Origin of the sequence: Buttiauxella sp. 3AFRM03, assembly GCF_003675305.1 — a bacterium.
Classification (GTDB): domain Bacteria; phylum Pseudomonadota; class Gammaproteobacteria; order Enterobacterales; family Enterobacteriaceae; genus Buttiauxella; species Buttiauxella ferragutiae.
Genome location: NZ_CP033076.1, coordinates 1,934,764 through 1,949,693, shown reverse-complemented (window position 1 = coordinate 1,949,693; position 14,930 = coordinate 1,934,764). Strand labels below are relative to the sequence as shown.

13 protein-coding genes are annotated in these 14,930 nt (G+C 51.2%); 10 read left to right on the top strand and 3 right to left on the bottom strand.

The window, feature by feature from the left end; translation table 11 throughout:
• The first annotated feature begins 104 nt into the window (after positions 1-104).
• From phoB to proY, 4 genes are all read left to right on the top strand, one after another.
• Positions 105-794: a phosphate response regulator transcription factor PhoB gene (phoB, locus tag D8682_RS10575; RefSeq protein WP_064549213.1), complete on the top strand. Its 690-nt coding sequence runs from the start codon at positions 105-107 to the stop codon at positions 792-794.
• A 22-nt stretch (positions 795-816) separates the two neighbouring features.
• Positions 817-2,115 (top strand): phosphate regulon sensor histidine kinase PhoR, encoded by a 1,299-nt coding sequence (gene phoR / locus D8682_RS10570; RefSeq protein WP_121814237.1) that lies wholly within the window; start codon positions 817-819, stop codon positions 2,113-2,115.
• A gap of 566 nt (positions 2,116-2,681) precedes the next feature.
• Positions 2,682-4,004: a branched-chain amino acid transporter carrier protein BrnQ gene (brnQ, locus tag D8682_RS10565; RefSeq protein WP_121814236.1), complete on the top strand. Its 1,323-nt coding sequence runs from the start codon at positions 2,682-2,684 to the stop codon at positions 4,002-4,004.
• Positions 4,005-4,075: 71 nt separating this feature from the next.
• Positions 4,076-5,443: a proline-specific permease ProY gene (proY, locus tag D8682_RS10560; protein WP_064549207.1), complete on the top strand. Its 1,368-nt coding sequence runs from the start codon at positions 4,076-4,078 to the stop codon at positions 5,441-5,443.
• Positions 5,444-5,488: 45 nt separating this feature from the next.
• On the opposite strand, the gene D8682_RS10555 is transcribed toward proY, so the two are convergent.
• Positions 5,489-5,782 (bottom strand): YicS family protein, encoded by a 294-nt coding sequence (locus D8682_RS10555; RefSeq protein WP_064549205.1) that lies wholly within the window; start codon positions 5,780-5,782, stop codon positions 5,489-5,491.
• 185 nt (positions 5,783-5,967) lie between these two features.
• On the opposite strand from D8682_RS10555, the gene malZ reads away from it, so the two are divergent.
• The 4 genes from malZ to D8682_RS10535 all read left to right on the top strand — a co-directional run bounded on the left by malZ (position 5,968) and on the right by D8682_RS10535 (position 11,090).
• Complete coding sequence (gene malZ / locus D8682_RS10550) at positions 5,968-7,785, top strand: maltodextrin glucosidase (RefSeq protein ID WP_121814235.1); 1,818 nt, start codon at positions 5,968-5,970, stop codon at positions 7,783-7,785.
• Between the two features lie 173 nt (positions 7,786-7,958).
• Complete coding sequence (locus tag D8682_RS10545) at positions 7,959-8,600, top strand: hydrolase (protein WP_121814234.1); 642 nt, start codon at positions 7,959-7,961, stop codon at positions 8,598-8,600.
• A gap of 55 nt (positions 8,601-8,655) precedes the next feature.
• Entirely contained in the window at positions 8,656-9,198 is a 543-nt protein-coding gene (locus D8682_RS10540; RefSeq protein ID WP_121814233.1) for an antibiotic biosynthesis monooxygenase, read from the top strand.
• Between the two features lie 23 nt (positions 9,199-9,221).
• The gene (locus tag D8682_RS10535) at positions 9,222-11,090 is read left to right on the top strand and encodes an amidohydrolase (RefSeq protein WP_121814232.1); all 1,869 of its coding nucleotides are present in this window, start codon (positions 9,222-9,224) and stop codon (positions 11,088-11,090) included.
• A 51-nt stretch (positions 11,091-11,141) separates the two neighbouring features.
• Here D8682_RS10535 and D8682_RS10530 read toward each other — a convergent pair whose 3' ends face one another.
• Together D8682_RS10530 and acpH are read right to left on the bottom strand one after the other, a co-directional pair.
• Complete coding sequence (locus D8682_RS10530) at positions 11,142-11,744, bottom strand: peroxiredoxin C (protein ID WP_064549195.1); 603 nt, start codon at positions 11,742-11,744, stop codon at positions 11,142-11,144.
• Positions 11,745-11,944: 200 nt separating this feature from the next.
• Positions 11,945-12,526 carry an ACP phosphodiesterase gene (acpH, locus tag D8682_RS10525; protein WP_121814231.1) on the bottom strand — a complete coding sequence of 194 codons (582 nt, stop codon included), beginning with the start codon at positions 12,524-12,526 and terminating at the stop codon, positions 11,945-11,947.
• 107 nt (positions 12,527-12,633) lie between these two features.
• Here acpH and queA point away from each other — a divergent pair, with 107 nt between their 5' ends.
• Positions 12,634-13,704 carry a tRNA preQ1(34) S-adenosylmethionine ribosyltransferase-isomerase QueA gene (gene queA, locus D8682_RS10520; RefSeq protein WP_064549191.1) on the top strand — a complete coding sequence of 357 codons (1,071 nt, stop codon included), beginning with the start codon at positions 12,634-12,636 and terminating at the stop codon, positions 13,702-13,704.
• 80 nt (positions 13,705-13,784) lie between these two features.
• Positions 13,785-14,912: a tRNA guanosine(34) transglycosylase Tgt gene (gene tgt, locus D8682_RS10515; RefSeq protein ID WP_064549189.1), complete on the top strand. Its 1,128-nt coding sequence runs from the start codon at positions 13,785-13,787 to the stop codon at positions 14,910-14,912.
• The last annotated feature ends 18 nt before the right edge of the window (positions 14,913-14,930 follow it).

Here is a 14,930-nt window from a genome sequence, read left to right as displayed (position 1 = left end):
GATGAGTCACTAAACAGTCATGTTTTTCATAAATCTGTCATAAATCTGACGCATAATGGCGCCGCATTGAAACAACTATAATTATTCCTTGAGCAGGGCGAATCATGGCGAAGCGTATTTTAGTCGTAGAAGATGAAGCTCCAATCCGTGAAATGGTGAGCTTTGTGCTTGAGCAAAACGGTTTTCAGCCTGTAGAAGCGGAAGATTATGACAGTGCAGTGAATCTGCTTATCGAACCCTTCCCGGACCTGATTTTACTGGACTGGATGTTGCCAGGCGGCTCGGGTATTCAGTTTATCAAGCACCTGAAGCGTGAAGCATTGACGCGGGAAATCCCGGTAATGATGCTGACAGCACGAGGTGAAGAAGAAGATCGCGTGCGTGGCCTGGAAGTTGGTGCCGATGACTATATTACCAAGCCGTTTTCACCGAAGGAGCTGGTGGCGCGCATTAAAGCTGTGATGCGCCGAATCTCTCCGATGGCGGTGGAAGAGGTTATTGAGATGCACGGGCTGAGCCTTGACCCTTCATCGCATCGCGTGATGACCGGTGAAAACCCGCTGGACATGGGCCCAACTGAATTTAAGTTATTACACTTCTTTATGACGCATCCGGAACGGGTATATAGCCGTGAACAGTTGCTTAACCATGTATGGGGCACCAATGTGTATGTCGAAGACAGAACAGTGGACGTACATATCAGGCGGTTGCGTAAAGCGCTCGAGCATAGCGGGCATGATCGAATGGTACAAACAGTACGCGGTACGGGTTATCGGTTCTCAACCCGCTTTTAGTTCCTTATCAGGAGAGTGACGCGTGCTGGAACGGCTGTCATGGAAAAGGTTGGTGATGGAGCTGCTGCTCTGTTGCTTACCTGCTGTCATCTTGGGCCTTATTTTTGGCTATTTACCCTGGTTTTTATTACTGGCGGTCACAGGACTGCTGGTTTGGCATTTCTGGAATTTGCTTCGTTTGTCGTGGTGGTTGTGGGTTGATCGCAGTATGACACCGCCCCCTGGTCGCGGGAGCTGGGATCCGTTGTTATACGGTCTTCATCAAATGCAGCTGCGTAATAAAAAACGCCGTAAAGAATTAGGCAATTTAATCAAACGCTTTCGCAGCGGCGCGGAATCACTGCCCGATGCGGTAGTGCTGACTACCGAAGAAGGGACCATTTTTTGGTGTAACGGGCTGGCCCAACAGTTGTTGGGGTTACGCTGGCCGGACGATAACGGGCAGAACATCCTTAACTTGCTGCGTTACCCTGAATTTACCCGCTATTTGACGCAAAAAGATTTCGCCCGGCCGTTGACGCTGGTGCTTAACAATGGCCGTCATCTGGAATTCCGTGTGATGCCATACAGCGACGAGCAGTGGCTGATGGTGGCACGTGATGTCACGCAGATGCACCAACTGGAAGGGGCGCGACGTAACTTTTTTTCCAACGTTAGCCATGAACTGCGTACTCCGTTGACGGTACTGCAAGGTTATCTGGAGATGATGCAGGATCAGGCGCTTGAAGGGCCGCTGCGCGATAAGGCTCTGGGCACCATGCGCGAGCAAACTTCGCGGATGGAAGGTCTGGTGAAACAGCTTTTGACGCTATCTAAAATTGAAGCGGCACCGGCAATGGTGCTCAATGAAAAGATTGATGTGCCACTGATGCTGCGTGTGGTGGAGCGAGAAGCGCAAACCCTCAGTCAGCAAAGGCAGACGTTAAAGTTCGATATTGATCCCTCACTCAAAGTCTTCGGTAATGAAGAACAGCTACGCAGCGCGATTTCAAACCTGGTGTACAACGCGGTAAACCATACGCCGGAAGGGACGCAAATTACCGTGAGCTGGAAACGGGTCGCGGGTGGTGTGGGCTTTAGCGTGGCGGATACTGGTCCTGGTATTTCTGCGGAACATATCCCACGCCTGACCGAGCGGTTCTATCGAGTGGATAAAGCGCGTTCAAGGCAAACAGGTGGTAGTGGGTTAGGTCTGGCAATAGTGAAACATGCGTTAAGCCATCACGATGCGCGTCTGAATATCGAAAGCCAGCCAGGGAAAGGTTCCACGTTTTCCTTTGTGTTGCCTGAGCGTTTAATCGTTAACGATAAAGTGCTGTAAGCCGCGTAAGTTATGACACTGATGACAAGTTTTTCGTAGATCGGATAAGCGAAGCGTCATCCGACACTTCTCTCTGTAACAACTGGCGCAAATGGTGGATGACGATATCGCTTATCTACCCTGCAAAACCCGTTTATCGCTGAATAGTGTCAAAATAACTTTCCACAGGTCAGCTTGCTGGCCTGTGTTTTTTTTGCCCACATGTAAATCAAAAAAGCTTAATTGGTGATATTTTAACCACACAAAAAACCATACAATTTTCTAATGTATAAACAAATCCACTGATTTTAAGTCTAATTTAAGGAGATCAATCTGGTTTTTGGATCCCTTCTTGCCTTCAAACGCTATAAGCGTTTTAATTGCGCCCCTGTGAATAGCAGACCGACTGGATTTGAGTGGTAATTCAAACAACTATTCTTCGCCACCGATCCCGGAAAGGATTTTCCGCTGTCGTTACTGCCAATCACCGCTTTTATGCCGATGTATGACTGTCTAAGGATTGGCAAATACACGCATAAAAATTTGAATACTTACAACACCACACATCCACAGGCTGCCAAAATTTTATGACCCATCATCTGAAATCTCGAGACATCCTCGCGCTAGGCTTTATGACCTTTGCGCTGTTTGTCGGCGCAGGCAATATCATTTTTCCACCAATGGTGGGGTTACAAGCTGGCGAACACGTCTGGATTGCCTCACTTGGCTTCCTGGTGACCGCGGTTGGTCTGCCCGTTTTAACTATCGTCGCGATTGCTCGTGTCGGTGGGGGTATTGATAGCCTGAGCTCACCGATTGGCCGTCGTGCCGGTGTGCTGTTAGCGACTATTTGTTACCTGGCGGTTGGCCCATTGTTTGCCACCCCGCGTACGGCTACTGTTTCCTTCGAAGTCGGGATTGCACCACTGGTGGGTTCGGGTGAACTGCCACTGTTTATCTACAGCCTGGTTTACTTCGCGATTGTTATCGGTATTTCACTGTATCCAGGTAAATTGCTGGACACCGTTGGCCACGTGCTGGCTCCGGTGAAAATCGTTGCGCTCCTGGCGCTGGCGGCGGGTGCAATGCTGTGGCCAGCAGGCGGTATCAGCACTGCGACTGAGGCGTATCAGAATGCGGCGTTTGCTAACGGTTTTGTGAATGGCTATCTGACGATGGATACCCTGGCTTCGCTGGTGTTCGGGATTGTGATTGTTAACGCGGCACGTTCCCGTGGCGTGACTGAATCCCGCTTGCTGACACGCTATACCATTTTGGCTGGCCTGATTGCTGGTGTTGGCTTAACGCTGATTTACCTTGCGCTGTTCCGCCTGGGTTCTGATAGCGCTACGCTGGTCGCTGACCAAAATGCCAACGGTGCTGCGATCCTGCATGCCTATGTGGCTCATACCTTCGGTAGTGCTGGTAGCTTCTTCCTCGCCGCGCTGATTTTCCTTGCCTGCATGGTCACGGCAGTTGGCCTGACTTGTGCGTGTGCTGAGTTCTTCAGCCAGTATCTGCCACTGTCTTACCGTTCGCTGGTGTTTATCCTTGGCTTGTTCTCGATGGTGGTTTCTAACCTCGGGTTGAGTCATCTGATTCAGGTTTCAATTCCGGTGCTGACGGCGATTTACCCGCCGTGTATTGCGCTGGTGGTGCTGAGTTTCACCCGACCGTGGTGGCATAACTCAACCCGCGTGATTGCGCCAGCGATGGTCATCAGCACCTTGTTTGGCATCATGGACGGGATTAAAGCTTCGGCAATCAGCGATATTTTACCCGCGTGGACTTCCCACTTGCCGCTGTCCGAACAAGGCCTGGCATGGTTGCTTCCGACCATTATCATGGTGGTGATTGCCATCGTATGGGACCGCGCCGCAGGGCGACAGGTGGCCTCCGCCGCCCACTAAAAATTATAATTTTGTACAACCACGGGGCTTTGCTCCGTGGTTTTTTTTATTGTTAAGCAGGGTTGGAATTAATGGAAAACGCTAATAAGCTCAAGCGCGGCTTGAGTACCCGGCACATACGCTTTATGGCGTTGGGTTCGGCAATTGGCACCGGGCTGTTTTATGGTTCGGCAGACGCTATCAAAATGGCAGGGCCAAGTGTGTTGTTGGCCTACATCATCGGTGGGGTGGCGGCTTACATCATTATGCGCGCCCTTGGCGAGATGTCGGTTCATAACCCTTCCGCCAGTTCATTTTCACGCTATGCGCAAGATAACCTCGGCCCGCTGGCAGGTTACATCACCGGCTGGACTTACTGTTTTGAGATCCTGATTGTCGCAATTGCCGACGTCACCGCATTTGGTATCTATATGGGGCTGTGGTTCCCGGCGGTACCACATTGGGTCTGGGTATTGAGCGTAGTGCTAATTATCTGCGCCATTAACCTGATGAGCGTCAAAGTGTTTGGCGAGCTGGAATTTTGGTTCTCTTTCTTCAAAGTCGCGACCATTATCATCATGATTGCTGCCGGTATTGGCATCATCGTTTGGGGTATTGGTAACGGTGGTCAGCCAACGGGTATCCATAATTTGTGGAGCAATGGCGGCTTCTTCAGCAATGGCTGGATTGGCATGATTATGTCGTTGCAGATGGTGATGTTTGCTTACGGCGGGATTGAAATTATCGGTATCACTGCGGGTGAAGCGAAAGACCCGCAGAAGTCGATTCCTCGCGCCATCAACTCTGTTCCGCTACGTATCCTGGTGTTCTATGTGGGCACGCTGTTTGTCATCATGTCTATCTATCCGTGGAACCAGGTGGGTACGGAAGGCAGCCCGTTTGTACTGACGTTCCAGCATATGGGGATTACGGCTGCGGCAGGGATTCTTAACTTCGTGGTGATCACCGCATCGCTTTCAGCCATTAACAGTGATGTCTTCGGTGTCGGCCGCATGTTGCACGGTATGGCAGAGCAGGGCAGCGCCCCGAAAGTGTTCGCCAAAACATCACGCAACGGTATTCCGTGGGTCACTGTGTTGGTCATGTGCTGCGCACTGTTACTGGCGGTGGTGCTCAACTACCTGATTCCAGAAAACGTTTTCCTGGTGATTGCTTCGCTGGCGACTTTTGCCACGGTTTGGGTTTGGATAATGATCCTGCTGTCGCAGATCGCGTTCCGTCGCAAGCTATCCCCTGAAGAAACTAAGGCGCTCAAATTCCCGGTACCGGGCGGCGTGGTAACCACCATTGTGGGCCTGGTGTTCCTGGTGTTTATTATCGCGCTGATTGGCTGGCATCCTGACACGCGCATCTCGCTGTATGTCGGCTGCGTGTGGATTGTGTTGCTGCTGGTTGGCTGGATGTTTAAACGTCGTCAAATACTCGCCACAAACTCGTAAGCGTCTTACAGGGTGGACTAGCGTTAGCAAAATCCACCCTATAACTTACATTTCCGGGCACTCTACTTTACTTATTGCTTCCCAGTAGTTTTTCTCGTTGTTGCGTTCAAGCGCAATTCTCGCGTCGCGGATATACATTTTGTTATCTTCGTTGGCGAGAATTTTGTTCCCCCAGGCTTCATCCGTCATTTTCTTTTGTGGATGGCAGGTCTTTTTTAAATCCGCAGTAATCTGTTGTTTATACTTCCCAAATTGCAGCGATTCATAAGGCGAGGCAGCCAGCGTGTTGGCGGAGTAAAATACGAACAGAAGCAAGGAAAGGCTACGGGCAATAGTCATGGCGAGCTCCTTGATGCAGGGCAGATGGAGTAAGAATATTCTCACTATAGGTATCGCTAACTTATTAAGCAACCGACGCTATTTCTCCGCCCCCGCTTTCCTCCCCCAATAAAAATAGTAATGATGAGTGATAAGCGCTTACGCTGTGGCAAGGTGGCGTCAATTTATTCTCTGGGAAAGCGATTATGTTTAATGCCTGGCACCTTCCGGTGCCCCCTTTTATGCAGACACGTAAAGACAAGCTGTACATCAGTTTGTGGGTTTCTGGTGATGATTTGCCGCACCGCGTGGTACTCCGTTATGAAAAGGATAACGAAGAAACCTCGGTACAGATGACTCGCCAGAAAGCCGCACCCGCTGAAGGTATTGTCGCCTGGCGCGGAGTGATTGATTTATCGGAAGGGCAACCGCGACGCCGCTACAGTTTTAAAATGTTGTGGCTGGATAAACAGCGCTGGTTAACGCCACAAGGTATCGGGTCGATCCCGCCGGCACGTCTTGAGCAGTTTGCGGTCGATCTGCCTGACGATGGCCCACAATGGGTACAGGATCAGATCTTCTACCAGATTTTCCCCGATCGTTTTGCCCGCAGTGAACAACGTACTCCGGAACAGGATCGGATCTATTATCACCACGCCGCAAAGCGCGACATTATCTTGCGTGACTGGGATGAGCCGCTGATCGCGGACGCAGGTGGATCGACCTTCTATGGCGGCGATCTTGACGGTATCAGTGAAAATCTTTCGTATCTGAAGAAGCTGGGTGTCACTGCGCTGTATCTCAACCCGATTTTTACCGCGCCGAGCGTCCATAAATACGATACTCAGGATTATCGCCACGTCGACGTGCAGTTTGGTGGCGATCACGCCTATTTGCGGTTGCGTAAAAACACTCAGCGTTACGGTATGCGCCTGATGCTCGACGGTGTGTTTAACCACAGCGGCGATACTCACCAATGGTTTGACCGCCAACAAACACACGGCAGCGGTGCGAGCCACAACCCGCAATCACCCTGGCGCGATTTTTACAGCTATAACCAGGAGGGGCAAGCGCTCGACTGGCTCGGCTATTCCAGTTTGCCAAAGCTGGATTACCACTCCTCCAACCTGGTTGACGAGATTTACCAGGGCGACGAAAGCGTGGTGCGCCATTGGTTGCGTGAACCGTGGGGCATAGACGGCTGGCGGTTGGATGTGGTGCATATGCTAGGCGAAGAGGGTGGCGCGAAAAACAACCTGCTGCACGTTTCCGGTATCACCAAAGCGGCGAAAGAAACCAAATCTGATGCCTATATTTTGGGTGAACATTTTGGCGACGCCCGCCAGTGGTTGCAGACAGATGCCGAAGATGCGGCGATGAACTATCGCGGTTTCACCTTCCCGCTGTGGGGATTTCTTGCCAACACCGATATTTCCTATGATCCGCAACATATCGACGCACAAACCTGTATGGCGTGGATGGATGAATATCGTGCGGGGCTTTCTCATCAGCAGCAACTGCGCATGTTTAACCAGCTCGACAGCCACGACACCGCACGCTTCAAGTCGATCCTTGGCAAGGATGCGGCACGCTTACCTCTGGCCGTCGTGTGGCTGTATTGCTGGCCCGGCGTGCCTTGCGTCTACTATGGTGATGAAGTGGGTTTAGATGGCAATAACGATCCGTTTTGCCGTAAACCTTTCCCATGGAATCCGGATCAACAAGATCTGGGGCTGCTGGCACTTTATCAACGGCTCGGAAAATTACGCCACAAAAGCCGCGCCTTGCGCCACGGCGGTTGCCAGGTAATTTACGCCGAGGGCGACGTGGTGGTATTCGTTCGTGTCTGGCAAAACGAACGTGTGCTGGTGGCGATTAACCGTGGTGATGAAGCACTGAGAACGCTGCCGTGGAACCCGCTGTTGCACGGCAAAGCGTGGACACAGCTTGAAGGCGAGGCGACGTTAGAAAATTGCGCACTGTCGCTACCTGCGGTCTCCGTTTCATTGTGGCATAGTCTCTAGCTCTGCAACCGGTTTCCCTTTTGCCAGGCAAAGGGGAATACCGGTGCTATCCTTACTTTTCCCTCTCATCAATAACCTCTGCTTAAGTTAGACATTTCCAGATCTCATACCATTTGGGAGGCTGTACCTTGTGCCGCTTCCTTAATCATTCAGATGAAATTTAAGGAAAATTTATGTCTATACGTGAACTGATCGACCCCACCAACTCCACCCTGATCTTTATCGATCACCAGCCTCAAATGTCTTTTGGCGTGGCGAATATCGACCGCCAGACGCTGAAAAATAACACCGTTGCGCTAGCTAAGGCCGGAAAGATCTTTAACGTTCCGACTATTTTTACCTCGGTAGAAACGAAGAGTTTCAGTGGATATATCTGGCCTGAATTGCTGGCGATACACCCAGAAATTACGCCTATCGAACGCTCTTCAATGAACTCCTGGGAAGATGCGGCTTTTGTTGCGGCGGTGAAAGCGACCGGGCGCAAGAAACTGATTATTTCTGCTTTGTGGACCGAAGTGTGCCTGACGTTTCCTGCCTTGATGGCGCTCGACGAAGGTTTTGAAGTTTACGTTGTGACTGATACTTCGGGCGGCACGTCGGTCGATGCTCACGAACGCTCAATTGACCGCATGGTACAGGCCGGGGCCGTTCCGGTGACCTGGCAGCAGGTGTTGCTCGAATACCAACGCGACTGGGCGCGCCGCGACACTTACGATGCGGTGATGGATCTGGTGCGCGAGCACAGCGGTGCCTATGGCATAGGCGTCGATTATGCTTACACCATGGTCCATGGCGCGCCAGAACGGAAAGCCTGATTTATCGCCGCAGGAAGCCTCCTGCCTTTTGCTTGTTTTGCATCAGGAATAGCCTATGGCTGACAACAATACTGTCACGCTGGTGATAACCCACGCTCTTAAATCAGGCCAGGCGGCGCATTATGAGCAATGGCTGGCGAAAATCATGCCAGCCGCTGCGCGTTATCCCGGACACCTTGGCGTGCACGTTATTCGCCCCACCACCGGAAACGATGTTTACAACATCGTGATTCGTTTCGACACCCTGGAGAATCTCACCGCCTGGACTAAATCGGCTGAGCGAGAAACGCTGGTTGAGGAGATAAAACCCGCGCTGCGCCTTGACGATCATCTGGAAGTTCGCACCGAAAATGCCTTCTGGTTTACCCCGGAAACCCCAGCGCTGAAACGCCCCGCGCAATGGAAGCAATTCCTGATCACCCTGGCAGTCATTTTCCCGAGTACCAACGTCGTTCCGCGTGTTACCGCGATGCTTTTTCCTTCGCTGCATGGCTCGCTTTTGTTGCACCTCATCAATGATGCGCTGGTTGTCGCGCTGGTGGTGTGGCTGTGGATGCCAGTCATGACGCGGCTGTTTGCCGGTTGGCTGAAAAAATAACGTTTTACTGAGGAGTACAGGTTATGTCGCAAATTGCCTCACTCATTCTCACTAACGGTCAGTTTCACACTCTCGACAGCGAAACGCCGCTCGCCGAAGCCGTGGCGATCAAAGACGGTAAAATTGTTGCCGTGGGCAGCGAATCCTGGGTGCTGAATTTTGCCAATGAAGAAACGCAGCGTGTTGATCTCAAAGGTTATACGGTGATTCCAGGCCTGAACGACTCACATCTGCATTTGATTCGTGGCGGCTTGAACTACAACCTGGAGCTGCGTTGGGAAGGTGTGCCTTCTCTGGCCGATGCATTGCGTATGCTCAAAGAGCAGGCATTACGCACGCCGTCGCCACAATGGGTGCGCGTGGTCGGGGGTTGGACGGAATTTCAGTTTGCCGAGCGCCGTATGCCAACGCTTGAAGAACTCAACGAGGCGGCACCGGATACGCCGGTTTTTGTGTTGCATCTCTACGATCGCGCATTGTTAAACCAGGCGGCACTAAAAGCGGTGGGTTACACCAAAGACACGCCCAATCCAGCGGGTGGCGAGATTATGCGTGACCGCAACGGTAATCCAACCGGCATGCTTATCGCCAAACCGAATGCCATGATTCTGTACTCGACGCTGGCGAAAGGGCCGAAATTACCGCTCGATTTACAGGTCAATTCGACGCGCCAGTTTATGCGTGAGCTTAACCGATTAGGGATTACCAGCGCGATTGATGCCGGTGGTGGGTTCCAGAATTACCCGGAGGATTATCAGATAATCGACCAGCTTCATGCCGAAAAGCAGATGACGGTGCGTATCGCCTACAACCTGTTTACCCAGCGTCCGCAGCATGAGCTGGAAGATTTTGAAAAATGGACCGATATGCTGAAACCGGGGCAGGGCACTGATTTCTATCGTGCAAATGGTGCCGGGGAAATGTTGGTCTTTTCAGCCGCCGACTTTGAGGATTTCTTGCAGCCGCGTCCGGATTTACCAGACGGTATGGAGCAAGAGCTGGAACGTGTGGTGCGCCATTTAGTGGAACATCGTTGGCCATTCCGTCTTCATGCGACTTATAACGAATCCATCAGCCGTATGCTGGAGGTGTTTGAGAAGGTGAATCGTGAGATTCCGTTTAACGGCCTGCACTGGCTTTTTGACCACGCCGAAACCATCAGTGAAAAGAATATTGAGCGCGTTAAGGCGTTGGGAGGCGGTATCGCGGTCCAGCATCGCATGGCTTTTCAGGGCGAATATTACGCGGCACGTTATGGTGCCGAAGCTGTTAAACAGACGCCGCCTATCGCGAAAATGCTCGCCGCTGAATTACCAGTTGGGCTGGGGACGGATGCGACGCGTGTCGCCAGTTATAATCCGTGGACGGCGCTTTACTGGCTGGTGTCGGGGCGCACGGTAGGCGGGATGCAAATGTATGACGACAATAACCGGCTTTCGCGTGATGTGGCGCTTGAGCTATGGACGGCTGGCAGCGCGTGGTTTTCCAGTGAACAGGGTAAAAAAGGGCGTATTAAAGCCGGGCAACTTGCCGATTTAGTCGTGCTTTCAAAAGATTTCTTTAAGGTGCCAGAAGAGGAAATCAAAGGCATTGAATCGCTGTTAACGCTGGTGGATGGCAAAGTGGTTTATGCAGCAGGTGCCTTTACCGCGCTTGCTCCACCACCGATTCCAGTGCTACCCGAATGGTCGCCTGTGGTGAACGTTCCTGGGCATTACCGTTCGGCACCGCCAGAGGCTGGGAAAGTGGGGATGATGGCGCAAGTTCACCAATGCTGCGGAAGCTGTAATGTGCATGGTCATCAACATGATACGGCGCGTAAATCAGCGATACCTGTTGCTGATGAAGGCGCATTCTGGGGCGTGATGGGCTGTTCTTGTTTTGCTTTCTAGAAACTAAAAAAGGCCGCTTGCGCGGCCTTTCTCGTCAAAAACGTTTAGCAATTACAGGCTAGAAACGTTTTCGCTCAGGTATTTAGCAACGCCGTCTGGAGATGCGTTCATGCCTTCTTTACCTTTTTCCCACTGAGCTGGGCACACTTCGCCGTGCTCTTCGTGGAATTGCAGCGCATCAACCATACGCAGCATTTCATCAACGTTACGGCCCAGCGGCAGGTCGTTAACAACCTGGTGACGCACGATACCGGCTTTGTCGATCAGGAAAGAACCGCGCAGAGCAACGCCTGCGTCTGGATGTTCGATGCCATAAGCTTTCTGAATTTCACGCTTAATGTCAGCAACCATCGCATATTTCACTTCACCGATGCCGCCTTTATCAACAGGGGTTTTACGCCATGCGTTGTGAACGAACTCGGAGTCAAAAGATACACCAACGACTTCTACGCCACGTTTCTGGAATTCTTCGTAACGCTTGTCGAACGCAATCAGTTCAGACGGGCATACGAAAGTGAAGTCCATTGGCCAGAAGAACACAACGGTGGTTTTACCATTGGTGTGTGCTTTGAAGTTGAAGTTTTCAACGATTTCGCCACTGCCGAGTACGGCTGCAGCTGTAAAGTCAGGGGCTGGACGAGTAACCAGGACCATATGTACTCCTGTTAATTTTGTTAAAGTGAGTGTTAACGCAACGGGGGGAGTATAGGGGCGGCAATCCCTCTAACTCAAGCATACTGTGCCGATTAATCAGATAGGAATTACCTATCAAAAAATGAATATTCGCACAGCAGCGATCCAAAGTAGCCCTTTTTTATAAAAGGGCAAGAAGTAAATAACCACGCTGAGATCGGTTACAAACTTTTTTGTTCTGCCATCGCCATCATGCGTGGGTAGAACTGCCAGAACAATTCTTCAAGCGCAGCGTAATGGGTATCAAGATCTTGCCAGGAAGCTCGCAAAGCATCGAGTTTTGGTCTACGCGTAGCCATCCCATTGAGAACATTAGCAATAAATGCCATGTCGCTATAACGCTCGAGCCAGCGCTCGTCCCACAGATAGTGATTAAGATTGATAAAGCGTTCTGGGGTATCGATTAAAAAGGGTTCGATATTGGCACGCGCGTAAGCGACAAATTCTGGCAGCGGCGTGTTTGGGCAGAGTGTCTGCCAGTGGCGTGAAACGAAATGGTCCCACATCACATCTAATGTTATCGGGGCGACACGGCGAGTTTCAGGGCGGAACCATTGTCGCGCAATCGCCACCTCCGGCAAGCTATCGGTCAGCACATCGACGCGACGATGCATATGGATACCCGCCACGACGTCACCCGGATAGCTTTCATTCGGGTTGCCACGGACAAAATCGGCAAGCAAATTCCCCAGAAGTGAGCTGTCAGCAAGGCTTGCAAGATGTAAATGGGCGAGAAAATTCATAGTAACCTTAATTGTCGATTCAGCATTAACGGGCGTCCTTTTCCTTGCAGGGAGTGTCCCCTGGCACTAGACTGTAGCGCCACTTTTTAAGTCTTGAGCTCTAAACCATGCGTGTTGCCGATTTTTCCTTTGAATTACCTGAATCCTTGATTGCCCACTATCCACAAGCACAGCGCAGTGGGTGCCGTTTGCTGTCTCTGGAAGGGCCCTCGGGTAATTTAACGCATGGCACTTTCACCGATTTGCTCGATAAGCTCAACCCTGGAGATCTGCTGGTCTTTAACAATACCCGCGTGATCCCGGCGCGCCTTTTTGGCCGTAAAGCCAGCGGCGGCAAGATTGAAGTGCTGGTCGAACGTATGCTTGACGACAAACGTATCCTCGCGCATATCCGTGCTTCTAAAGCCCCTAAACCGGGTGCTGAATTGTTGCTGGGCGATGATGAAAGCGTACATGCCACGATGGTTGCGCGCCACGATGCGTTGTTTGAAGTGCAGTTTGAAGACGAGCGCAGTGTCCTTGATATTCTCAACAGCATCGGCCATATGCCGCTGCCGCCGTACATCGACCGCCCGGATGAAGACTCTGACCGCGAGCTGTATCAAACCGTTTATAGCCAGAAACCTGGTGCGGTTGCCGCGCCTACTGCCGGCTTGCACTTTGACGAGCCATTGCTTGAAGCGTTGCGCAATAAAGGCATTGAGCAGGCGTTTGTGACGTTGCACGTAGGAGCCGGAACATTCCAGCCTGTGCGCGTGGATAGCATCGAAGACCACATCATGCACTCCGAATATGCGGAAGTGCCACAGGACGTGGTTGACGCGGTGCTAGCCTGCAAAGCGCGTGGTAATCGCGTTATCGCAGTAGGAACCACTTCAGTTCGCTCATTGGAAAGTGCGGCGCAGGCCGCAAAAAACGACCTGATCGAACCGTTCTTCGGTGATACCCAAATCTTCATCTATCCAGGCTATCAATACAAAGTGATTGATGCACTGGTGACCAACTTCCACCTGCCGGAATCGACTCTGATCATGCTGGTTTCCGCGTTTGCTGGTTATAAAAACACCATGAACGCCTATAAAGCCGCTGTTAACTCCGAATATCGATTTTTTAGTTACGGGGATGCCATGTACATCACGTACAATCCGCAGGCGATAAATGAGCGCCCTGGCGCCTAATCAGTCAATTCTACGTCGCCGGTCAATCCGACGACGTTTTGTCTTAACCATCAGACTGTTTCTCTGATGCTGGAGGAAATGTGAAATTTGAATTAGATACAACCGACGGACGCGCTCGTCGTGGCCGCCTGGTCTTTGACCGTGGCGTTGTAGAAACGCCTGCTTTCATGCCTGTTGGCACTTATGGCACCGTAAAAGGGATGACGCCAGAAGAAGTTGAAGCCACTGGCGCACAGATTATTCTGGGCAACACCTTCCACTTGTGGCTGCGTCCTGGTCAGGAAATCATGAAGTTGCACGGTGACTTACATGATTTCATGCAGTGGAAAGGTCCAATCCTGACTGACTCCGGTGGTTTCCAGGTATTTAGCCTGGGCGATATCCGTAAAATCACCGAAGCCGGTGTGCATTTCCGCAACCCAATTAACGGCGACGCGATTTTCCTCGATCCAGAAAAATCCATGGAAATTCAATACGATCTCGGTTCCGATATCGTGATGATCTTCGACGAATGTACGCCATATCCTGCTGACTGGGATTACGCGAAGCGTTCCATGGAAATGTCTCTGCGCTGGGCACAGCGTAGCCGCGATCGCTTTGATTCTCTTGAGAATAAAAATGCGCTGTTCGGCATTATTCAGGGTAGCGTTTACGAAGATTTACGAGATATCTCGGTAAAAGGTCTGGTAGAGATAGGCTTTGATGGCTACGCTGTCGGCGGCCTGGCTGTAGGTGAGCCGAAGGAAGACATGCACCGGATTCTGGAACATGTATGCCCGCAAATCCCTGCAGATAAGCCTCGTTACTTGATGGGCGTAGGGAAACCGGAAGACCTTGTTGAAGGTGTTCGTCGCGGTATTGATATGTTCGACTGCGTGATGCCAACCCGCAATGCACGTAATGGTCACCTTTTTGTCACCGATGGTGTGGTTAAAATCCGCAATGCGAAGCATAAAGATGACACTTCGCCGTTGGATTCTGAATGTGATTGCTATACATGTCGCAATTATTCACGTGCCTACTTGCATCATCTTGACCGTTGCAACGAAATACTCGGCGCACGACTCAACACGATTCATAACCTGCGCTATTACCAGCGTTTAATGGCTGGTTTACGCAAGGCCATTGAAGAGGGTAAATTAGAGCACTTCGTGAGTGATTTTTACGAGCGAACCGGTAAACCAGTTCCACCTTTGAATGTTGATTAATTTAATAATGAGGGATTT

Excerpts from the sequence above, each read along its gene's own strand:
- D8682_RS10545 (WP_121814234.1), top strand. The coding sequence starts at position 7,959 with ATGTCTATACGTGAACTGATCGACCCCACCAACTCCACCCTGATCTTT.
- queA (WP_064549191.1), top strand. The coding sequence starts at position 12,634 with ATGCGTGTTGCCGATTTTTCCTTTGAATTACCTGAATCCTTGATTGCC.
- phoB (WP_064549213.1), top strand. The coding sequence starts at position 105 with ATGGCGAAGCGTATTTTAGTCGTAGAAGATGAAGCTCCAATCCGTGAA.
- D8682_RS10540 (WP_121814233.1), top strand. The coding sequence starts at position 8,656 with ATGGCTGACAACAATACTGTCACGCTGGTGATAACCCACGCTCTTAAA.
- proY (WP_064549207.1), top strand. The coding sequence starts at position 4,076 with ATGGAAAACGCTAATAAGCTCAAGCGCGGCTTGAGTACCCGGCACATA.
- D8682_RS10555 (WP_064549205.1), bottom strand. The coding sequence starts at position 5,782 with ATGACTATTGCCCGTAGCCTTTCCTTGCTTCTGTTCGTATTTTACTCC.
- brnQ (WP_121814236.1), top strand. The coding sequence starts at position 2,682 with ATGACCCATCATCTGAAATCTCGAGACATCCTCGCGCTAGGCTTTATG.
- acpH (WP_121814231.1), bottom strand. The coding sequence starts at position 12,526 with ATGAATTTTCTCGCCCATTTACATCTTGCAAGCCTTGCTGACAGCTCA.
- malZ (WP_121814235.1), top strand. The coding sequence starts at position 5,968 with ATGTTTAATGCCTGGCACCTTCCGGTGCCCCCTTTTATGCAGACACGT.
- D8682_RS10530 (WP_064549195.1), bottom strand. The coding sequence starts at position 11,744 with ATGGTCCTGGTTACTCGTCCAGCCCCTGACTTTACAGCTGCAGCCGTA.
- D8682_RS10535 (WP_121814232.1), top strand. The coding sequence starts at position 9,222 with ATGTCGCAAATTGCCTCACTCATTCTCACTAACGGTCAGTTTCACACT.